At 71.0% G+C, this 21,077-nt stretch carries 19 protein-coding genes; 15 read left to right on the plus strand and 4 right to left on the minus strand.

Features of this window, described 5'->3' with window-relative positions:
- Positions 1-25 precede the first annotated feature (25 nt).
- On the minus strand, positions 26-496 hold the full coding sequence (gene ruvX, locus FJM51_RS00260) for a Holliday junction resolvase RuvX (RefSeq protein WP_140452099.1): 471 nt from the start codon (positions 494-496) through the stop codon (positions 26-28).
- Between the two features lie 36 nt (positions 497-532).
- On the minus strand, positions 533-1,828 hold the full coding sequence (gene ccmI, locus FJM51_RS00265) for a c-type cytochrome biogenesis protein CcmI (protein WP_140452100.1): 1,296 nt from the start codon (positions 1,826-1,828) through the stop codon (positions 533-535).
- 239 nt (positions 1,829-2,067) lie between these two features.
- Here ccmI and FJM51_RS00270 point away from each other — a divergent pair, with 239 nt between their 5' ends.
- Positions 2,068-3,315: a sarcosine oxidase subunit beta family protein gene (locus FJM51_RS00270; RefSeq protein ID WP_140452101.1), complete on the plus strand. Its 1,248-nt coding sequence runs from the start codon at positions 2,068-2,070 to the stop codon at positions 3,313-3,315.
- A 64-nt stretch (positions 3,316-3,379) separates the two neighbouring features.
- On the opposite strand, the gene FJM51_RS00275 is transcribed toward FJM51_RS00270, so the two are convergent.
- The gene (locus FJM51_RS00275) at positions 3,380-3,607 is read right to left on the minus strand and encodes a hypothetical protein (protein WP_140452102.1); all 228 of its coding nucleotides are present in this window, start codon (positions 3,605-3,607) and stop codon (positions 3,380-3,382) included.
- A gap of 137 nt (positions 3,608-3,744) precedes the next feature.
- Between FJM51_RS00275 and FJM51_RS00280 the strand changes: the two genes are divergently transcribed.
- From FJM51_RS00280 to FJM51_RS00320, 9 genes are all read left to right on the plus strand, one after another.
- Entirely contained in the window at positions 3,745-4,068 is a 324-nt protein-coding gene (locus FJM51_RS00280) for a sarcosine oxidase subunit delta (RefSeq protein WP_140452103.1), read from the plus strand.
- Positions 4,065-7,070 (plus strand): sarcosine oxidase subunit alpha family protein, encoded by a 3,006-nt coding sequence (locus FJM51_RS00285; RefSeq protein WP_140452104.1) that lies wholly within the window; start codon positions 4,065-4,067, stop codon positions 7,068-7,070. The genes FJM51_RS00280 and FJM51_RS00285 overlap by 4 nt, the downstream gene beginning before the upstream one ends.
- The gene (locus tag FJM51_RS00290) at positions 7,063-7,596 is read left to right on the plus strand and encodes a sarcosine oxidase subunit gamma (RefSeq protein ID WP_140452105.1); all 534 of its coding nucleotides are present in this window, start codon (positions 7,063-7,065) and stop codon (positions 7,594-7,596) included. The genes FJM51_RS00285 and FJM51_RS00290 overlap by 8 nt, the downstream gene beginning before the upstream one ends.
- A 186-nt stretch (positions 7,597-7,782) precedes the next feature.
- Positions 7,783-8,535, plus strand: coding sequence for a transporter substrate-binding domain-containing protein (locus tag FJM51_RS00295; protein WP_140452106.1), 753 nt, complete (start codon positions 7,783-7,785; stop codon positions 8,533-8,535).
- A gap of 100 nt (positions 8,536-8,635) precedes the next feature.
- The gene (locus FJM51_RS00300; RefSeq protein ID WP_140452107.1) at positions 8,636-9,397 is read left to right on the plus strand and encodes a transporter substrate-binding domain-containing protein; all 762 of its coding nucleotides are present in this window, start codon (positions 8,636-8,638) and stop codon (positions 9,395-9,397) included.
- A 34-nt stretch (positions 9,398-9,431) separates the two neighbouring features.
- The gene (locus FJM51_RS00305) at positions 9,432-10,121 is read left to right on the plus strand and encodes an ABC transporter permease (protein WP_140452108.1); all 690 of its coding nucleotides are present in this window, start codon (positions 9,432-9,434) and stop codon (positions 10,119-10,121) included.
- Entirely contained in the window at positions 10,111-10,800 is a 690-nt protein-coding gene (locus FJM51_RS00310) for an ABC transporter permease (protein ID WP_140452109.1), read from the plus strand. The genes FJM51_RS00305 and FJM51_RS00310 overlap by 11 nt, the downstream gene beginning before the upstream one ends.
- 55 nt (positions 10,801-10,855) lie before the next feature.
- Positions 10,856-12,064 (plus strand): RSP_2647 family RNA methyltransferase, encoded by a 1,209-nt coding sequence (locus tag FJM51_RS00315; RefSeq protein ID WP_140452110.1) that lies wholly within the window; start codon positions 10,856-10,858, stop codon positions 12,062-12,064.
- Complete coding sequence (locus tag FJM51_RS00320; protein ID WP_140452111.1) at positions 12,061-12,612, plus strand: RSP_2648 family PIN domain-containing protein; 552 nt, start codon at positions 12,061-12,063, stop codon at positions 12,610-12,612. Before FJM51_RS00315 ends, FJM51_RS00320 begins: the two co-directional genes overlap by 4 nt.
- 2 nt (positions 12,613-12,614) lie before the next feature.
- On the opposite strand, the gene FJM51_RS00325 is transcribed toward FJM51_RS00320, so the two are convergent.
- Positions 12,615-13,682, minus strand: coding sequence for a patatin-like phospholipase family protein (locus tag FJM51_RS00325; protein WP_140452112.1), 1,068 nt, complete (start codon positions 13,680-13,682; stop codon positions 12,615-12,617).
- A gap of 481 nt (positions 13,683-14,163) precedes the next feature.
- Between FJM51_RS00325 and FJM51_RS00330 the strand changes: the two genes are divergently transcribed.
- From FJM51_RS00330 to FJM51_RS00350, 5 genes are all read left to right on the plus strand, one after another.
- Positions 14,164-15,957 (plus strand): extracellular solute-binding protein, encoded by a 1,794-nt coding sequence (locus tag FJM51_RS00330; protein WP_140452113.1) that lies wholly within the window; start codon positions 14,164-14,166, stop codon positions 15,955-15,957.
- A 238-nt stretch (positions 15,958-16,195) separates the two neighbouring features.
- A complete protein-coding gene (locus tag FJM51_RS00335; protein ID WP_140452114.1) occupies positions 16,196-17,383 on the plus strand; it encodes a phosphoserine transaminase in 1,188 nt (395 codons plus the stop codon).
- Between the two features lie 93 nt (positions 17,384-17,476).
- Positions 17,477-19,069, plus strand: a complete 1,593-nt coding sequence (gene serA, locus FJM51_RS00340; RefSeq protein ID WP_140452115.1) for a phosphoglycerate dehydrogenase — start codon at positions 17,477-17,479, stop codon at positions 19,067-19,069.
- Positions 19,070-19,495: 426 nt separating this feature from the next.
- A complete protein-coding gene (locus FJM51_RS00345) occupies positions 19,496-20,788 on the plus strand; it encodes an adenylosuccinate synthase (RefSeq protein ID WP_140452116.1) in 1,293 nt (430 codons plus the stop codon).
- Positions 20,785-21,024, plus strand: a complete 240-nt coding sequence (locus FJM51_RS00350) for a DUF2842 domain-containing protein (protein ID WP_140452117.1) — start codon at positions 20,785-20,787, stop codon at positions 21,022-21,024. The genes FJM51_RS00345 and FJM51_RS00350 overlap by 4 nt, the downstream gene beginning before the upstream one ends.
- The last annotated feature ends 53 nt before the right edge of the window (positions 21,025-21,077 follow it).

Genomic DNA, 21,077 nt, shown 5'->3' on the forward strand with positions numbered 1-21,077 from the left:
GGCGCCGCCCCCGGCCGGGCCGGCCTCAGGCGCCGAGATGGCCGAGCCGGTCCAGGAACCCCTGCAGGATGAAGCCCGCGGCGACGTGGTCGATCACTTCCGCGCGCCGTCCGCGCGACGTATCCGCCTCGAGAAGCGCCCGCTCGGCCGCGACGGTCGAGAGCCGCTCGTCCCAGAAGGTGATCGGCTCCGCGATCACCCCGGCGAGGTTGCGGGCGAAGGCGCGGGTCGACTGGGCGCGCGGGCCCTCGGATCCGTCCATGTTGCGTGGCAGGCCGAGCACGACGCCGCAGATCGCCCGCTCGGCGATGATCCCCGCCAGAACGCCGGAATCGACGCCGAACTTGCCCCGGCGCAGCGTGCGCAGCGGCGTCGCGATCCGCCGCGTCGTGTCGGAGACGGCGAGGCCGATCGTCTTGTCGCCGAGGTCGAGCGCGATGAGCGCGCGCAGCGGCGGCAGCGCGGCGGCGAAATCCTCGATCTCCGCGATCACCATGACGGTTCCGTCCTCCCCCAATCCCGCGTCACACCCTCACCGCGCGGTCAGGCCGGCGCCGCGCGCGGCCTCGGCCAGCGTGGCGAGCGCGGCGGGATCGGCGGCGAACGCTCCCTTCGCCCGGTCCCAGCTCGCCTGCGCCGCGTCCATCCGGCCGAGCACGCCCTGGGCGCGGATCAGCCGCGCCCAGTCCTCGACCGGCCCGCCCTCGGCATCGAGCCGGGTCGCGAGCCGGTCGACCATGCCGAGCACCATCGACTGGCGCTCCTCGGGCGCCATCTCGCCCGCGGCCTCGACATCCGCGGCGCTCGGTCCCGCGCCGGGCGCCGCCGCGCCGGGCGGCGGCGGCAGGCCGGCCATCCGTGCCACCTCGCCGATCTGGCCCCGGATCGTGGCGATCCAGGGCGCGTCGGGCGGCCCCTCGGCGATCAGCCCGGTCCAGAGCCGGTAGGTGAGATCCGGCCGCCCGCCCTGCAGGAGCGTCAGCCCGGAATAGTAGCGCGCGAGCTTGTTGGCGGGATCGCGGTTCAGCGCCTGGCCGAGCGCGGCCTCGGCCTCGGGCGAGACATAGCCGTTGGTGGCGAGGATCATGAGCTCCGCCCATTCGGCATAGTCGTCCGCCGCGGCCTTGTCGCCGAGGATCCCGATCAGATCGCCCTGGGCCGCGCGCGCGCCCGGCCAGTCGCCGAGCCCGGCGAGCGCGCGGGCGAGCAGGCGGTGCCCCTGTTCATCCTGAGGCCGGCTCTGAACGACCTCCTTCAACTTGTTGACAAGGCTCGCGTCGTCACCGCCGGCATTCGGCGCGGCGTCGCGCCGCGGCCCGGGCGCGGCCGGGGCTCCATCGGGGGCTTCATCCGGGGCGGCGGCGGCCGCGCGGGCGATCTCCGCCTCGGCCTCGGCCTGGCCGGGCCGGTTGGCCCGCTCCGCCGCGGCGCGCTCCAGCCGGGCGACCAGCGGCTGGTCGCCGGAGCCAGGCGCGCCCAGCCGCCCGTAGAGGCCGAGGCCCGCGAGCATGAGCAGGGCGATGAGCGCGATCCCGGCGCGGCGCGAGAGGCGGCGCGGCGCGGGATCGGGCGTGGCCGCGTCCTCCGCGGCGCTCGCGAGCAGCCGGCGGGAGATCTCGATCCCGGTGGCGCGCGCCTCGGCCTCGGTGACGAGGCCCCGTGCGCGGTCCGACTCGATCTCGCGGAGCTGGTCGCGGAACACCTTCGCATCGTAGCGGGCGCGCGACTGGCCGGACCGCGCGCCGCGCAGCAACGGCGCGAGGATCGCCGCGAAGCAGACGAGCGCGAGAGCGGCCGCGAGGAGCCAGAAGAAGAATGTCGCCGTCATGCCACCCGTGCCTTTCCGGGCGCGGACCCTAGGGTCTCGGCGTCCCGCGCGCAATCGTCGAAGGGTCGCGGTCGGCGGGTGAAACGGCGGCCGATGGCGGGGTTGTGATCGCGCCGCGGCCCCCGGAGCCGTGGCCCGCCCGCGCGGACCCCAAACGGGGTGATCGAAAAGCGCCATTGGCGCGGGCGCGCGAATGGGGCAAGAGAGAGGAGCCGCCAGAATCCGGAGGCCCGTGGTCCATGCGCCGCTATTCCGTCTTCGCCCTCGCCCGGGAGGCTCTTCGTCACCACGCCGGCTGGGAGCGCGCCTGGCGCTCGCCCGAGCCGAAGCCGCGCTACGACGTCGTGATCGTCGGCGCGGGCGGGCATGGCCTCGCCACCGCCTACTATCTCGCGAAGAACCATGGCGTGAGAAACGTCGCCGTCCTCGAGAAGGGCTGGCTCGGCGGCGGCAATACCGGGCGCAACACGACGATCATCCGCTCGAACTACCTCCAGCCGCCCTCGGCCGCGATCTTCGAGAAGGCGCGCCAGCTTTACGAGACGCTGAGCCAGGATCTGAACTTCAACGTGATGTTCAGCCCGCGCGGCGTGCTCATGCTCGCCCAGACCGAGCACGAGCTGCGCGCCTGGAAACGCACGTGGCACGCGAACCGGCTCGCCGGGATCGAGACCGAGATGGTGAGCCCGGCGCGGATCAGGGAGATCGTGCCCGCGATCAATCTCGACGGGCCGCGCTATCCGGTGCTGGGCGGCCTCTGGCAGGCGCGCGGCGGCACCGCGCGCCACGACGCGGTCGCCTGGGGCTATGCCCGCGCGGCCTCCGACCTCGGCGTCGACATCATCGAGAACTGCGCGGTGACCGGGATCGACCGCGACGCGGCCGGCGTGACCGGCGTGCGTACCACGAAGGGCGCGATCGCCTGCGGCAAGCTCTGCCTCGTCGTCGCCGGCTCCTCCGGCGTGCTGGCCGAGATGGCGGGCTTCCGGCTGCCGATCGAGAGCCTCGCGCTGCAGGCGCTGGTCTCCGAACCGGTGAAGCCCGCGATCGACTGCGTGATCATGGCCAACACGGTGCACGGCTACATCAGCCAGTCCGACAAGGGCGAGATGGTGATCGGCGGCGGCACCGACGGGTTCAACAACTACACCCAGCGCGGCAGCTTCCAGCATGTCGAGGAGACGCTGCGCGCGCTGATCGAGACCTTCCCGATGCTGAGCCGGCTCAGGATGCTGCGCCAATGGGGCGGGATCGTCGACATGACCGGCGACCGCTCGCCCATCATCGGCGCGTCGCCGGTGCCGGGCATCTTCGTCAACTGCGGCTGGGGCACCGGCGGGTTCAAGGCCATCCCCGGCTCCGGCTGGGCCTGCGCCGAGATGCTCGCCCGCGGGGCGCCGGGCGACCTCGCCGGCCCCTTCGGGCTCGACCGGTTCACCGAGGGGCGGATGATCGACGAGAGCGTCGCGGCCGCCGTCGCGCATTGAGCCCCCCGCCATGTCCCCCGCCTCTCCCATATCCGACACCCGCGCCGACCGCCGCCTCCCGGCCTCAGGCCACAGGCGGCTCCGCCTCGGCGTCGCGCGCGGCGACATAGGCGCCCCAGGCGGCGCGGAACGCCTCCCGCGCGCGGGCCAGCCGCCGGTCGATCGGCGGGGCCGCGCGTGGCGGATGGCCGCTCCGGATCTCGCAATGCCGGCGCGCTGGCCCGGTCAGCCGCGCCAGCCGGGCCTCCGCCCGTTCGGCGGCGCGGCGCGCCGTCTCGACATCCCCCGCCATCGCGGCCCCTCCCTTCGCCTCGACCTTCCTACGACGAGAATAAAACGAGAACGAAGCGCCGCGCAACCGCGCCGCCCGGCGTGGTTAACGCCACGCGCCGTTCTCGCCACGAAGGACCAGGATTCAGGAGGTTTTTCATGCTGTTGCTGACCTGTCCTTATTGCGGGGTCGAAGCCGAGGAAACCGAGTTCGCCCCGGGCGGGCAGGCGCATACGCGGCGCGAATCCGCGGGCGCGGACGACGCGGATTTCGCCGCCTATCTCTTCGAGCGGAAGAACCCGCGCGGCGTCCATTTCGAACGCTGGCGGCACGCCTATGGCTGCGGCAAGTGGTTCCACGTCGCGCGCGACACCGCGACGCTGGAGATCTTCGGCGCCTATTCCGCGCAAACCGCCGCGCCGCCCGAGGCGCTGATCGCGAAGATCAGGCGGCGCCGTCCGGGCTGGGAGGGCTGGTCGTGAGCGGGCGTCTCGCCGGGGGCGGCCGGCTCATCGACCGCGCGACGCCCGTGAGCTTCACCTTCAACGGCGCGCGGCTGAGCGGCTTCGCCGGGGATACGCTGGCCTCGGCGCTGCTGGCGAACGGCCTTCTCCTGCAGGGACGCAGCTTCAAGTACCACCGCCCGCGCGGCCCGGTGGCGAGCGGGGTGGAGGAGCCGAACGCGCTCGTGAACCTCGGGACCGGCGCGCGGTCGGAGCCGAACGCGCGCACGACGGTGACGGAGCTGCGCGAGGGGCTGGTGGCGCGGAGCCAGAACCACTGGCCGAGCCTCGGCTTCGACCTCGGCGCCGTCAACGCGCGCTTCGCGCCGCTGCTGCCGGCGGGGTTCTACTACAAGACCTTCATCCATCCGCGCGCGGCCTGGAAGTCGCTGTTCGAGCCGGCGATCCGCCGTTCCGCCGGGCTCGGCGTCGTGCCGGAGGAGGGCGATGCCGACCGCTACGAATACCTCTATGCCCATTGCGACGTCCTCGTCGCCGGGGGCGGGGTCTCGGGGCTCGCGGCGGCGCTCGCGGCGGGGCGGGCCGGGGCGCGGGTGCTGCTGATGGAACAGACGCCGGTCTGGGGCGGGCGGGCGCTGGTCGACGGGCCGGAGATCGCTGGCGGGCCGGCGGCGGACTGGATCGCGGCGGCGCTGGGCGAACTCGACGCGCTCCCCAACGTGACGCGGCGGGCGCGGGCGATGGTGGCGGGCGCCTATGACCACGGCTACGCCCTCGCCGAGGAGATGCTGGGCGACACGGATTTCGGGCCGCGCGCGCGGCTCTGGCGGATCCGGGCGAGGCGGATCGTCACCGCGACGGGGGCGCTGGAACGCCCGCTCGCCTTCGCGGGCAACGACGTCCCGGGGGTGATGCTCGCCTCCGCCGTTCGCGATTACCTCGAACTTTACGGCGTAAGTGTCGGGGATCGAACGGTTGTCGTGACGAACAACGATGACGGCTACCGCACCGCGATCGCGCTTGCCCGCGCGGGGCGGACCGTTCCGGCCGTGCTCGACGCGCGCCCCGCCGCCGGGGGGGCGCTGCCGGAGGAGGCACGCGCGCTCGGGATCCGGATCGAGACCGGGCGGGGCGTCGCCCGGGTGCGCGGTGGCAAGGCGGTGAGGGGCGTCGCGGTCTGCGACCAGGAGGGCGAGGGGGCGGTGGTCGGGCGCATCGCCTGCGACGCTGTGGCGATGTCGGGCGGCTGGTCCCCGGTCGTGCATCTCTGGTCGCATTCGGGCGGCAGGCTCGCCTGGAACGAAACGCTGGCGCATTTCGCCCCCGACACCGGGCGCCCGCCGCTCGGCCCCGATGGGGAGGGGTTCGCGATCCCCGCGGGTTGCGCCTCCGGCGCGCTGGTCGCGGAGGAGGCGATGAACGACGCCCACGCCGCCGGGCTGCGCGCCGCGCAGGAACTGGGGTTCCGGGTCGAGGACACGCCCGCCCCGGCGGCGCGCTCGCCCCATGAGGATCCGCCGCGCGCGGTCTGGATGATGCCGGCGCGGGCGAGGCCGGGGCTGCGCGCGAAAGCCTTCCTCGACTTCCAGAACGACGTGAAGGTCTCCGACGTGCGGCTCGCGGCGCGGGAGGGCTATGTCTCGGTCGAGCATGCCAAGCGCTACACGACGCTCGGCATGGCGACGGATCAGGGAAAACTCAGCAACATAAACGGACTGGCGACGCTTTCTCAGGCTCTGTCGATACCCATTCCGGAGGTCGGCACCACGACCTTCCGCCCGCCTTACACCCCCGTCACCTTCGGCGCGCTCGCCGGCGAGGCGCGGGGCGCGCTCTTCAAGCCCACGCGCAGGACGCCGATCGACGCCTGGTCCGATGCCAACGGCGCCGACTGGGAGCCGGTGGGGGACTGGCGGCGGCCCTTCTGCTACCGCCACGGGACGGAGACGCGGGCGGAGGCCGTCCGGCGCGAGGTGCTGAACACCCGGCAAGGCGTGGGCGTGCTCGACGCCTCGACCCTCGGCAAGATCCTCGTGAAGGGGGCGGACGCGGGGAAGTTCCTCGATCTTCTCTATACCAACGTCATGTCCTCGCTCGGGATCGGCAAATGCCGCTACGGGCTGATGTGTAACGAGAACGGCTTCCTCTTCGACGACGGCGTGGTGATCCGGATGGCCGAGGACACGTTCCTCTGCCACACGACCACCGGCGGTTCCGACCGCGTCGCGGCCTGGATGGAGGAATGGCTCCAGACCGAATGGTGGGATCTCCGCGTCCATGTCGTGAACCTGACCGAGCAATACGCGCAGATCGCCGTGGTCGGGCCGAAGGCGCGCGCGGTGCTCTCCGCGCTCGGCGGCATGGATCTCTCGAAGGAGGCGATGCCCTTCATGACCTTCGCCGAGGGCACGCTCGGCGGCGTGCCCGCGCGGGCGCACCGCATCTCCTTCTCGGGCGAGCTTTCCTTCGAGGTGGCGGTGCCCGCGAACCGGGGGCAGGCGTTCTGGGACGCGGTGATGACGGCGGGCGCGGCGCACGGGATCGCGCCCTACGGCACGGAATGCCTGCACATCCTGCGCGCCGAGAAGGGCTTCATCATGATCGGCGACGAGACCGACGGCACGGTGATCCCCCAGGATCTCGGCCTCTCCTGGGCGGTCTCGAAGAAGAAGGCGGATTTCATCGGCAAGCGGGCGCAGGCGCGGCCGGAGATGACGCGGCCCGACCGCGAGACGCTGGTGGGGCTCCGGACCGGCGATCCGGCGGTCGTGCTGCCCGACGGGGCGCACGCCGTCGACGGGCCGGTGGCGGCGAGCGGGCCGACGCGCACGATCGGCCATGTCACCTCGAGCTATTTCTCGCCCACGCTCGGCCATTCGATCGCGATGGCGCTGATCGAGCGGGGGGCGGAGCGGATGGGGCAGGTGCTCGATTTCCCGCTCGAGGGCGGCGAGGTGATCCGCGCGACGGTCTGCGACCCGGTGTTCCTCGACAGGGAAGGGAGCCGCCAGAATGTCTGATCTCACCGTCTCCCGCGTCGCCCCGCGCGGCATGGTCACGATCCGCGCCGACCTCGGCGGGCCGGGCGCGCAGGCCGCGCTGCTCGCCGCGACGGGCTGCGTGATGCCGGGGCAGCGGCGCATCGCGCTCCAGGGCCGGCGGGCGCTCGCCTGGATGGCGCCGGACGAGGCGATGCTGTTCCTGCCGCCGGAGGAGGTGGCCGAGGTTCCGGGCCGGATCGCCGCGGCGCTCGGCGCGGCGCCGCATCTCGCCGTCGACGTCTCGGACGCGCGGGTGATCTTCCGGATCGCGGGGCCGGGCGCGCGGATGGTGCTCGCGAAGGGGGCGCCGGTCGATCTCGCGCCCCAGGCCTTCCGGCCCGGCGACTTCCGCCGGACGCGGCTCGGCCAGGTCGCCGTCGCCTTCTGGATGACCGGGGACGGCGCCTTCGAACTCATGTGCTTCCGCTCGGTCGCGGGCTTCGTCGAGGACTGGCTTCTCAACGCCGCGCGGAGCGTCGATCCGGGCCTCTTCGCCGAGGGCTGACCGAGGGCCGCCCGAGGGTCGCCCGCGCCCCCGGGACGGCGGATTTTCCGCCGCGGCCGCGGCTTCCCGTAGTACACTGCGCCCGCCGGCCGGATTTGGGGGCCGGACCCGCCCGGGCGGACCGACCCGGCCATTCGTTCCGGGCATGCGACGTGGCGCCGTGAAGAGCGCCGGAGGGAGGACAGAATGAAGACGCTCCTCGGCGCCCTCGCGGCGCTGGCTCTCGGCGCTCCGGTTCCGGCCGCGGCGCTCGGCATCTGTTTCGAGGGCAGCTATCCGCCCTTCTCGGAGGTCGGGGCCGACGGCGTCCCGGTCGGGTTCGACATCGACATCGCCCGGGCGCTCTGCGCGGAGATCGGCGAGAGCTGCGACTTCGTCCAGACGCGCTGGACCGAGATGATCCCGGCGCTCCGGGGCGGGCGCTGCGACGCGATCGTCGCCTCGATGTCGGACACGCCGGAGCGGCGCGAGCTCATCGATTTCACCGTGCCCTACTACCGCTCGCCGGTGCGTTTCGTCGGGCCCGAGGCGGCGCCGGGCGGGGCGGACTGGCCCGGGGCCCATGTGATCGGCGTCCAGCTCGGCACCGTGAACCAGAGCTACATGGCCCGCCACTTCCCCGGCACGCCGCTCCGGCTCTACGGCAACCAGGAGCATCTGCTGCTCGATCTCTACGCCGGCCGGGTCGACGCGGTGATGGGCGAGGGGGCACAGCTCGACACGGGCTTCCTGCGCACCCCGGCGGGGAAGGGCTTCGTCTTCATCGGCGCGCCGATGTTCGATCCGGCGATCCAGGGCACCGGCGCCGCCGTGGGGGTGCGCAAGGCGGACGCGGCGCTGCGCGACAGGCTCTCCGCCGCGATCGAGGCGATCCGCCGGAGCGGCGCCTACCGCGCGATCGAGGGGAAGTATTTCGCCGCCGACATCTCCGGCGGCTGAGGCCCGGCGCGAGCGCGTCAACCGTTCCGTGACCGCGCCGCTTGACGTGTCGCGTGCGTCTCCTAGGGTGGCTGGCGTGCATCCAGGGGAGAGCCAGCAGATGAACCGCATCCTCCGTCTCGCCGCGGCCGGGCTACTGATCGGGGCGGCCTCGCCCGCGCTGGCGCTCAACATCTGCGTCGAGGGCGCCTATCCGCCGTTCTCGGAGATGGCGGCGGACGGCTCGGTCGTGGGGTTCGACGTCGACATCGCCAACGCGCTCTGCGGCCAGATCGGCGAGACCTGCCAGATGGTGAAGGTCGACTGGGACGGGATCATCCCCGCGCTGCTCGAGAAGAAATGCGACGCGATCGTCGCCTCGATGTCGATCACCGAGGAACGCAGGCAGGTGATCGACTTCACGAAGAAATACTACCAGACCCCGGCGCGCTTCGTCGCGCCGAAGGACAGCGACCTGACCTTCACGCCCGAGGGGCTGGCGGGCAAGGTCGTGGGCGTCCAGCGCGGCACGATCCACCAGGCCTTCATGGAAGGGGAGTTCCCGGAGACCCAGCTCCAGCTCTACGGCAGCCAGGACGAGATGACGCTCGACCTGACCTCGGGCCGGATCGACGCGGCGATGGCCGACAGCGTGGCGCTCGACCTCGGCTTCCTCAAGACCCCGGCGGGGGCGGATTACGCCTTCTTCGGCGATTCCTATTCGATCCCGAAATACCATGGCGAGGGCGCGGGCATCGGCGTGCGCAAGGAGGATACGGAGCTGCGCGACAAGCTCTCGGCGGCGATCGACGCGATCCGCGCCGACGGCGAGTACGAGGCGATCGAGAAGAAGTATTTCGATTTCGACGTCTATGGCAGCTGAGCCGGGCGCCTGAACCCGCGCCGGGACGCGCCCGATGGAGCATCTGCTCACCTATCTGCCGCTGCTGGCGCGCGGCTGGCTCGTCACCGTCGCGCTCGCCGTCGTCTCGCTCCTGCTCGCGACGCTGCTCGGCGCGCTCGGCGCCGCCGGGCGGGCGAGCCGCGCGCCGCTCGCCCGGGGGGCGGTGCTCGTCTATTCGACGATCATCCGGGGCGTTCCCGACCTCGTCCTGGTGCTGCTCATCTATTTCGGCGGGCAGCGGTTCCTCAACACGATCCTGGGCGCGCTCGGCGCGCCGACGGTCGATCTCTCGCCCTTCGTCGCGGGGGTGATCGCGATCGGCTTCATCTACGGCGCCTATCTGACCGAGACCTTCCGGGGCGCCTTCCTCGCGGTGCCGCGCGCCCAGATCGAGGCGGCCTCCGCGCTGGGCCTGCGGCGCTGGCCGCTCTTTCGCCACGTGCTGCTGCCGCAGATCATCCGCGCCGCGCTGCCGGGCTACGGCAACACCTGGCAGGTGCTGGTCAAGTCCACCGCCGTCGTCTCGGTGATCGGGCTGCGCGATCTGGTCGGATTCGCGAGCGACGCGGGCAAGACGACGCGGGAGCCGTTCATCTTCTTCTCCGCCGTGCTCGCGGGCTATCTCCTCATCACCTGGGGCTCGACCCGGATCCTCGCGATCCTCGAGCGGCGGGCGGAGCGGGGTTACGCGCATGCGCGTTGATCTGGTCCTGCGAAACTGGCCGCTCTTCGCGGAGGGCGTCTGGATCACGCTCCAGCTGACCCTGATCGCGGTCGCGGTCGGCTTCGCGATCGCATTGCCCGCGGGTCTCGCCCGCGCGCGGCGGGCGCCGTTCTGGGAACCGGTCCTCGGCGCCTATGTCTATCTCTTCCGCGGCACGCCGCTGCTCGCGCAGACCTTCCTCATCTACTACGGCCTCGCGCAGTTCGGCTGGATCCGGTCGAGCTGGGCCTGGACCTTCCTGCGCGATCCATGGTGGTGCGCGGCCATCGCCTTCTCTCTCAACTCCGGCGCCTATGCCACGGAAATCGTTCGCGGCGCGGTCGCCACGACGCCGAAGGGCGAGCTGGAGGCCGCGGCGGCGCTGGGCCTGTCGCCCCGGCAATCGACCTGGCTCGTGCTGGTCCCCTCGGCGCTGCGCCGGGCGCTGCCGCAATACGGCAACGAGGTGATCTTCATGCTGCACGGCTCGGCGGTGGCGAGCGTGATCACGCTGAGGGACATCCTCGGCGCCGGGCGGACGCTGAACGCGAAATTCTACCTCGCCTACGAGGGGTTCCTGACCGCGGCGCTGCTCTACATGGCGATCACCTTCCTCCTCGTCTGGCTGTTCCGCCGGCTGGAGAACCGCTACCTCCGCCATCTCGGCGCGGCGCGGTAGGCGCCCCCGCGCAAGCCACTTCCCCGCGCGCGGCGGAGGGGGTAGGAGAGCGGCCATGACAGAGATCGAGACCGAGCCCCGGCCCGCCGTCCGGCTGCGCCCGAACGTGAACGCCCAGAGCTTCCGCTTCGGCGCGCCCTGGGCCTATGCCGACCAGCTGGTGATGGACCGCCGGACCAGGGGGATACCGGCCGGCGCGGTGGTGGAGCTTCAGGACGCCGAGCGCCGGCCGCTCGGCGCCGCCGCCTTCAACCCCGACTCGAAGATCGCGGCGCGGATGCTCGACCGCGATCCGGCGGCGCCGATCGACGCGGACTGGTTCGCCGCGCGCCTCGCCCGCGCGCTCGCGCTCCGCGAGACGCTCTACGACGCGCCTTTCTACCGGCTGATCCACGCCGAGGCCGACGGGATGCCCGGCGTCGTCATCGACCGCTTCGGCGCCGCGGCGGTGATCCAGCCCAACGCCGCCTGGGCGGAGGCGCGGCTTCCCGCGCTCGTGGAGGCGTTCCGGGCGGTCACCGGGGTCACGACGGTCATCAAGAACGGTTCGGGCCGCGCCCGGTCGCTGGAGGGGCTCACCGAGGCTTCCGAGGTGCTCTCCGGCGGCGTCGAGGCGCCGGTCCCGGTGCCGATGAACGGCGCGACCTATCTGGCCGACCTGCTCGGCGGGCAGAAGACCGGGCTCTTCTACGACCAGCGGCCCAACCACGCCTTCGCCGCCCGGCTCGGCCGGGGGCGGAGCGTGCTCGACGTCTTCTCCCATGTCGGCGGCTTCGCGCTGGCCGCGCTCGCGGGCGGCGCGCGCGGCGCGCTCGCCGTCGACGGCTCGGCGCCCGCGCTCGACCTCGCGACGCGCGGGGCGGAGGCGAGCGGGGTGGCCCATGCCTTCGAGACGCGCAGGGGCGACGCCTTCGAGACCATGGCCGCGCTCGGCGAGGAGGGGCGCCGCTTCGGCCTCGTCGTCTGCGATCCGCCCGCCTTCGCGCCGAGCAAGCCGGCGCTCGAGGCGGGGCTGCGCGCCTACGAGCGGGTCGCGCGGCTCGGCGCGGCCCTCGTGGAACCGGGGGGCTTCCTCGTGCTCTGCTCCTGCAGCCACGCCGCCGATCTGCCGCGGTTCCGCGAGGCGAGCCTGCGCGGCGTCGGCCGGGCCGGACGCGCCGCCCAGATCCTCGGCGTCGGCGGGGCGGGGCCCGACCACCCGGCGCATTCCCATCTCGCCGAGAGCGTCTATCTGAAGGCGCTGTTCCTGCGCCTCGACGGATGAGCGCGGGCCCGCCCCGGGTCCTGATCGACGCGAACGTGCTCTTCCCGACGATCCTGCGGGAGATCGTGATCGGCGTGGCGGCGGCCGGGGCCTTCAGGCCGCTCTGGTCGGCGCGCATCCTCGAGGAATGGGCGCGCGCGACCCGGCGGCTGGGGCCGGAGGCCGAGCCCGTCGCCCGCGCCGAGATCGCGCTCCTGCGCGCGGACTGGCCCGGCTCCGAGGTCGCCGCGCCCGAGGATCTCGTCGCGGCGATCACGCTGCCCGATCCCGACGACGCGCATGTGCTGGCGGCGGCGATCGCGGGCGGGGCGGAGACGCTCCTCACCTCGAACCGCGCCGATTTCCCGAACCGGATCCTCGCCCGTCACGGCGTGATCCCGCGCGATCCCGACGGCTTCCTGGCCGAACTCGCCGCCACCGACGCGGCCGTGCCCGGCGTGCTCGAGGCGGTGCGCGCGCGCACCGAGGCGATCTCCGGCCGTCCGGTCGCGCTCCGCCCGCTGCTGCGCCGGGCGGGCCTCTTCCGGCTCGCCCGGCGCCTCGGCTGAGCTCAGACCTCCGAACCCTCGGAGGAGACGACGCCGTGCAGGTCGACGCTGGAGCAGCGGCCGATCTCGTCGCCGTGGCGCTCGAGGAAACGCGCCATCGCCGCGTATCCCGCGTCGCGCAGCTGCAGGAGCAGCGCGCGGTTCGGCGTCATCTTCGAGACGAGGCCGAGCTGGTTCATCAGCGCGTCGTCGCTGACCGAATGGACGAAGTTCCGCTTCATCGCGCCCTCGGCGAGCGCCCCGGAATCGAGCATCCGGTTCACGAAATGGATCGCGCGCAGCTCGCGCAGCAGCGAGGCGTTGAAGCTGATCTCGTTGACGCGGCTCTCGATCTCGTGCGCCGTGGTCGGCAGTTCGTCGCGGTAGAGCGGGTTGATGTGGATGATGACGATGTCCGGCGTCCGGGTGCGGTAGAAGAGCGGATAGAGCGCCGGGTTCCCGACATAGCCGCCGTCCCAGTAGGCTTCGCGCCGGCCGGTCTTCGGATCGTCGATCTCGATCGCCTGATAGAGCATGGGCAGGCAGGCCGAGGCGAGGATCGCATCCGTCGTCACCTCGGCGCCCTGGAAGATCCGGGGCTTGCCGCTGCGCACATTGGTCGCGTTGATGAAGAGCCGCGGCCCCTCGGGGGAGCGGATCGTGGCCTCGTCGAGCAGCGCCTCCACCGTCTCGCGCAGCGGGTGATAGTTCGCGGGGTTGAACTGGTAGGGCGAGAAGACCCGGGTGATCGCGGTGCCCGCGACCACGGCGGGGTTGAACTGCATCGCCCGCGCGGTGAGCGCCGGCGCGGGGGAGACGAGGCGCAGCCATTCCATCACCGCCTCGCCGCAGGCGCCGTCGAGGCCGGTCAGCGAGAGCCAGAAATCGGCGAGCGCCGCGCGCGCGCCGGCGCGTCCGTCCCTGACCCAGCCGTGCTTCAGCGCCGCGGCGTTCATCGCGCCCGCCGAGGTCGCGGTGACGCCCTCGACGTCGATCTCCTCCTCCTCCAGCAGCCGGTCGAGCGCGCCCCAGGTGAAGGCGCCATGCGCCCCTCCGCCCTGAAGCGCGAGATTCACGATGCGTCGAGCCAAGTCCGTTCTCCGATGGGGGTAAGTCGCCGCGCGTCGCGACCGAATACGATTACAGCCAAGCCGCGTCCATTTCGCAAATGCGAAGGACGAGTGTTGCGCGGTAAACTCTGGCGGAGCGTCCCTGTTCGCGCGGGGGGTGAGTCGTTTCTGAGCGAGTCTTTTCCGACCGCGCGCCGGGTCCCGCGAATCCCGGGACTACATCTCATGAGAATATCCGGTGGAGATGATGCACCCTTGGGTTGTGCAACCTCGCGTATTTTGGCAAGATTGTGCGAAAGCCGGGACGGGAGCGAAAAAAAACGCCCTCCTGCGGAGGGCGTCAAGTCGTTGAGGCAGGTTTCATACAGGCAAGAAACCTATCGAGCAGTGAAACCCTTATACAAAATCAAACACCTATCGCCAAGCCAAAAATCTTCGTGCCAGCCTCCGAAGCCATGCCGTAAGGTCATGGCGGACCTCATTATCGACGGAATGTGACCGAATGACATGCAAGCACCGGGCGACGCGGATGGCCGTCCTCGCGCTGGCGCTCCTGCCGATGGCAGCCTTCGCGACCCCCCGCCACGGCATATCTATGTATGGAGACCCCGCTCTCCCACCGGATTTTGTGGCGCTGCCCTATGCCAATCCGGAGGCGCCGAAGGGGGGAACCATCACCTTCGGGGAGGTCGGCGGCTTTGACTCGCTAAATCCGTACATTTTGAAGGGTCGGGCTCCCTACGTGCTCCAGGCGCATGTGTTCGAGACACTTATGGCCCGCAACTGGGACGAACCCTTCGGGCTCTACGGGCTGCTGGCCGAATCGATCGACGTGCCCGCGGACCGGTCCTCGGTCGAGTTCACCCTGCGTGCGAACGCGCGTTTTTCCGACGGCAGCCCGGTCACGGTCGACGATGTGATCTGGTCGATGAAGACTCTGGCCGAAAAGGGGCTGCCAAGATACTCGAATTCCTGGGACAAGGTCGAAAGGATCGAGAAGATCGGCCCGCGCGGGGTGCGTTTCGTCTTCAACGCGCCCGACGCGGAACTGCCGTTGCTGATCGGATTGCGCCCGATCCTGAAAAAGGCGGACTGGGACGGCGTCGATTTCGCCGAGTCGAGCCTGCGGGTACCGGTCGGATCGGGGGCCTATACCGTCGGCGACTTCGAGCCGGGGCGTTACATCGTGCTCGACCGCAATCCCGATTACTGGGGCGCGGACTTGTCTTACAATCGGGGGCTCAACAACTTCGATCACATCCGCGTGGACTATTTCGTCGATGGCGGCGTGCTGTTCCAGGCCTTCGCGGCGGGGGAGCTCTCGGTCTACCGCGAGCTCAATCCCGCGCGCTGGCGGAGCGAATACACCTTCGCCGCCGTGAGGGACGGCGAGGTGGTGAAATCGGAGATCCCGCACGGCCGCCCCTCGGGGATGGAGGGTTTCGTCTTCAACACGCGCCGGCCGATCTTCGCGGACTGGCGCGTGCGCGACGCGCTCATCCACGCGTTCAACTACGAATTCATCAGCCAGACGGTGAACGGCGGGCCGATGCCGCGGCGGGTGAGCTATTTCGCCAATTCCGCGCTCGGCATGGGGCCGGGGCCGGCCGAGGGGCGGGCGCGGGCGCTGCTCGCGCCTTTCGCGGGGGAGTTGACGCCGGACGCGCTCGACGCCTACGCGCTCCCGGTCTCCGACGGCTCGCCGCGCAACCGGCGCAACATGCGCGCGGCGGCGGAGGAACTGCGGGCCGCGGGCTGGAGCGTGACGGACGGGGTGCTGACCAACGCGGCGGGCCAGCCGTTCCGCTTCGAGATCCTGCTCTCGACCGCGGACAGCGACGTGGCGGCGGGTCTCTACCGCGACGCGCTGCGCCAGCTCGGGATCGACGCGCGCATCACCCTCGTCGACCAGGCGCAGTACAACGAGCGCCGGAACGACTATGATTTCGACATGATCGTCAATACCTGGAACATGTCGCTGAGCCCCGGCAACGAACAGATGCTCTACTGGGGCCGCGACGGCGTGACATCGCCCGGCACGCGGAACTATCCCGGCATCGACAGCCCGGCGACGGAGGCGATGATCCGCGACATGCTGGCGACGCGCGATCCGGCGGAATTCACCGCCGCCGTCCAGGCGCTCGACCGGGTGCTGACGACGGGGCGCTACGTGATCCCGTTCTGGTTCCAGGACCGGAGCCTGATCGCGCGCAAGGCGGATCTCCACTATCCCGACCACCTGCCGGTCTATGGCGACTGGATCGGCTGGCTGCCCGAAGTGTGGTGGCAGCAATAGGGGGGGGATGTGCGAATATGCATATGCATATTCGCACAGGCGCCGGTGACGACGCGGCATCGCCTTGAATATGCATATGCATATTTTACGCCCGGGCCGGCGCGATGCGCCGGGGGGCGTCCCCAGATTCCATCTTGGCAGATACGGGCGAATCGCTTATCCGGGCTCCGGGCGCGTCCCCGGACCAGGGTGAGCGGGGCGGGCTCAGGAACATCACCCTGACCGACGGAGCTCAATCATGAGCCATACGTCCGCGACTCTGGTCGCCCCCGCGAAGCCCGCCATCAAACCCGCGCGTCCGGAATTCTCCTCCGGCCCCTGCCCGAAGCGGCCGGGCTGGAGCGCGGAGGCCGTGGCAAGGATCGCCTTCCTCGGCCGCTCGCACCGCGCCGCCGCCCCGAAGGCGCAGCTCAGGGATGCGATCGAGCGCACCGCGAAGCTTCTGAACGTGCCCGCCGATTACCGCGTCGGCATCGTCCCGGCGTCGGACACCGGCGCCTTCGAGATGGCGATGTGGTCGATGCTGGGCGCGCGGCCCGTCGACATGCTGGTCTGGGAGAGCTTCGGCCAAGGCTGGGCGACGGATGCGACGAAGCAGCTCAGGCTCAGCGATTGCAGGGTCTTGACCGCCGAATATGGCGCGCTGCCTGAACTCGGAGAGGTCCGGAAGGACGCCGACATCTGCTTCACCTGGAACGGCACCACCTCCGGCGCGCGCGTGCCGGACGCCGACTGGATCCCGGCGGACCGCGAGGGGCTGACCTTCTGCGACGCGACCTCGGCCGCCTTCGCGCAGGATCTCGACTGGGCGAAGCTCGATGTCACCACCTTCTCCTGGCAGAAGGCGATGGGCGGCGAGGGCGCGCATGGCGTGCTGATCCTCAGCCCCCGCGCGGTCGAGCGGCTGGAGAGCTTCACGCCCGACCGCCCGCTTCCGAAGATCTTCCGCCTGACCAAGGGCGGCAAGCTGATCGAGGGCATCTTCAAGGGCGAGACGATCAACACCCCCTCGATGCTCTGCGTCGCCGATTGCGTGGACGCGCTCGGCTGGATGGAGGGAATCGGCGGGCTTCAGGCCACACGCGCCCGGGCGGATGCGAATTACGCCGCGCTTCAGGCCTGGGTGGACCGGACGGACTGGATCGCGAACCTCGTCGCCGATCCGGCGGCGCGGTCGAACACCTCCGTCTGCCTCCGGATCACCGATCCGGCGGTCGCCGCGCTCGACGACGCCGGCCAGCGGGATTTCGTCAAGAAGCTCGTGAAGATCCTCGAGACGGAAGAGGCCGCCTTCGACATCGGCGGCTATCGCGACGCGCCGGCGGGGCTTCGGATCTGGTGCGGCACCACGGTCGACACCGCCGATGTCGAGGCGCTGACGCCCTGGCTCGACTGGGCCTTCGCGGAACTCCGCGCGAAGCTGTGATTTTTCGCCGGATCCCGTGATTTCAACGGGATCCGCGCCTTTCCTGACAGATGAAACATGAGCCCGCGAGGCTCGCAGGCAGGATTGAAAACCATGCCCAAGGTACTCATTTCGGACGAACTTTCGGACGCCGCCGTCCAGATCTTCAAGGACGCGGGCGTCGAGGTCGACTTCCAGCCGAAGCTCGGCAAGGACCCGGCGAAACTGGCCGAAATCATCGGCGACTACGACGGCCTCGCGATCCGCTCCGCGACCAAGGTGACGGCGGATCTCATCGCCAAGGCGACCAATCTCAAGGTGGTCGGCCGCGCCGGGATCGGCGTCGACAATGTCGACATCCCGGCGGCCTCGGCGAAGGGCATCGTGGTGATGAACACGCCCTTCGGCAATTCGATCACCACCGCCGAGCACGCGGTCGCGATGATGTTCGCCTGCGCCCGCCAAATTCCCGCCGCCGATGCCTCGACCCAGGCCGGCAAGTGGGAGAAGTCGAAGTTCATGGGCGTCGAGATCACCGGCAAGACGCTCGGCCTGATCGGCGCCGGCAACATCGGCTCGGTGGTCGCGGCGCGCGCGATCGGATTGAAGATGAAGGTCATCGCCTATGATCCGTTCCTCTCGGCCGAGCGCGCGCAGGCGCTCGGGATCGAGCGGATCGAGGAGGTTGATGACCTGCTCGCCCGCGCCGATTTCGTGACGCTGCATGTGCCGAAGACCGAGAAGACCGCGAACATCATCTCGGCCGAACGCGTGGCGAAGATGAAGAAGGGGGCGCGGCTCATCAACTGCGCGCGCGGCGGGCTCGTCGACGAGGCCGCGGTCGCGGAGGCGCTGAGGTCGGGCCATCTCGCGGGCGCGGCCTTCGACGTCTTCTCGGTGGAGCCGGCGAAGGAGAACCCGCTCTTCGGCGCGCCGAACGCGGTCTGCACGCCCCATCTCGGCGCCTCGACCTCCGAGGCGCAGGAGAACGTGGCGCTCCAGGTCGCCGAGCAGATGTCGGACTACCTGATGCATGGCGCGATCTCGAACGCGCTGAACGCGCCGAGCGTGACCGCCGAGGAAGCGCCGGTGCTGAAGCCCTGGGTGAGCCTCGCCGAGACGCTCGGCAGCTTCGCGGGCCAGGTGACCGAGGATCCGATCGAGGAGATCGAGATCGAATACGTGGGCGAGGTGGGCGACCTGAACCTGAAGCCGCTGACCGCCGCGCTCTCGGCCGGGCTCCTGAAGCCGCTGGTCGGCGAGGGCGGCGTCAACATGGTCTCCGCCCCGGTCGTGGCGCGCGAGCGCGGCATCCACATCACCGAGAGCCGCAAGGACGCGCAGGGCGCCTTCGGCTCCTACATCCGGCTGATCGTGACCACCGAGACGCTGACGCGCTCGGTCGCGGGCACGATCTATTCGGACGGCAAGCCGCGCTTCATCCAGATCAAGGGGATCAACCTCGAGGCCGAGCCGATGAAGCACATGCTCTACACGACCAATACCGACACGCCGGGCTATATCGGCGCGCTCGGCACCAAGCTCGGCGCGCTCGGCGTCAACATCGCGACCTTCGCGCTCGGGCGCGAGGAGAAGAGCGGCGAGGCGCTGGCGCTGCTCGGGGTGGACGACAACATCAGCGAGACGGCCTTGGCCGAGATCGCCGCGCTGCCGCAGATCCGCCACGCGAAGGCGCTGGCGTTCTGAGCGCGGAGCGCCGGGTCTCCGGCGCTTCCATTGGTAGGGCGGACCTCGGTCCGCCGTCCCCGGCGCCGGATGGCGGACAGATGTCCGCCCTACGGCGTGCCGGGTGGATGTCTGGCCCGCGTGGGGCGGACCTTGGTCCGCCGTCCCCGGCGCCGGATGGCGGACAGATGTCCGCCCTACGGCGTGGCGGGGGGATGTCTGGCCCGCGTGGGGCGGACCTCGGTCCGCCGTCCCCGGCGCCGGGTGGCGGACAGATGTCCGCCCTACGGCGTGGCGGTGGATGTCCGTCCCGCGTAGGGCGGACCTTGGTCCGCCGTCCCCCGCGGTACGGCTTTTCCGTCGCCGGCCCAGCTTTCGCGGTTTCGATCCCGCGGGCCGGTCGCTATAAGGCCCCCGGCTTCCGTTTCGGAAAAAGGGATCTCTCGAATGGCCAATGTCGTGGTAGTCGGCGCCCAGTGGGGCGACGAGGGCAAGGGCAAGATCGTCGACTGGCTCAGCGAGCGCGCCGACGTGATCGCCCGCTTCCAGGGCGGCCACAACGCGGGCCATACGCTCGTCGTCGGCGATCAGGTCTTCAAGCTCTCGCTGCTGCCCTCGGGAATCGTGCGGAAGGGCAAGCTCTCGGTGATCGGCAACGGCGTCGTGCTCGATCCCTGGGCGCTGATCGCGGAGATCGACAAGCTGACCGGGCAGGGCGTCGAGATCACCTCGAAATCGCTCCTGATCGCCGAGAACACGCCGCTCATCCTGCCGCTGCACCAGGATCTCGACCGGATCCGCGAGGAGGCGGCGGGCGCGGCCAAGATCGGCACGACGGGACGGGGCATCGGCCCGGCCTATGAGGACAAGGTCGGCCGGCGCGCGATCCGGGTCGCCGATCTCGGCGACGAGGCGACGCTCGACACCCGGCTCGACCGGCTGCTCGCCCATCACGACGCGTTGCGCGCCGGGCTCGGCGCGACACCGGTCGATCGCGACGCGCTGAAGGCGCAGCTGATGGAGGTCGCGCCGAAGGTGCTCGCCCATGCCGCGCCGGTCTGGCGCGTGCTCGACACGATGCGCCGGCGGGGCAAGCGCATCCTGTTCGAGGGGGCGCAGGGCGCGCTCCTCGACATCGACTTCGGCACCTATCCCTATGTCACCTCGTCGAACACCGTCGCGGGGATGGCGGCGGCCGGGACCGGCATGGGGCCGAACGCGGTCGATTTCGTGCTCGGCATCGTCAAGGCCTATACGACGCGCGTCGGCGAGGGGCCGTTCCCGGCGGAGCTCGACGACGCGGACGGCCAGCGGCTCGGCGAGCGCGGGCACGAATTCGGCACCGTCACGGGGCGCAAACGGCGCTGCGGCTGGTTCGACGCGGTGCTGGTGCGCCAGACCTGCGTGACGAGCGGCGTCAAGGGCATCGCGCTCACCAAGCTCGACGTGCTCGACGGGTTCGAGACGCTGAAAATCTGCGTCGGCTACGAGCTCGACGGCGAGCGGATCGACCACCTGCCGATGGCCGCGGCCCGGCAGGCGCGGGTGAAGCCGATCTACGAGGAGATGGAGGGCTGGTCGGAGACGACGGCCGGCGCCCGCTCCTGGGCCGATCTGCCGGCGCAGGCGATCAAGTACGTGCGCCGGATCGAGGAGCTGATCCGCTGCCCCGTCGCGATGCTCTCGACGAGCCCGGAGCGCGAGGACACGATCCTCGTCACCGATCCCTTCGCGGGATGAGGCCGCTCGGCTACCGCGCGCGGCGGCGCTGGGCGCTCCTCATCCTGGTGGTGGGGCTGCCGGCCTATATCGTCGCCGCGGTCAGCCTTCTGGCGCTCTTCGACCGGCCGCCGTTCTGGCTCGAGCTCGCGATCTACGTGGCGCTCGGCATCCTCTGGGCGCTGCCCTTCCGGGCGGTGTTCCGGGGGATCGGCCGACCGGATCCGGGGGCGCCGCCGGAGAACCGGGAGCCCTGAGCGGGTGCGTCGCAACGGCGCGGCGCGGCGGAACCGGCGGTTTTTCGCTCGCA

The sequence above is a fragment of the Amaricoccus solimangrovi genome (assembly GCF_006385685.1).
GTDB lineage: Bacteria > Pseudomonadota > Alphaproteobacteria > Rhodobacterales > Rhodobacteraceae > Amaricoccus > Amaricoccus solimangrovi.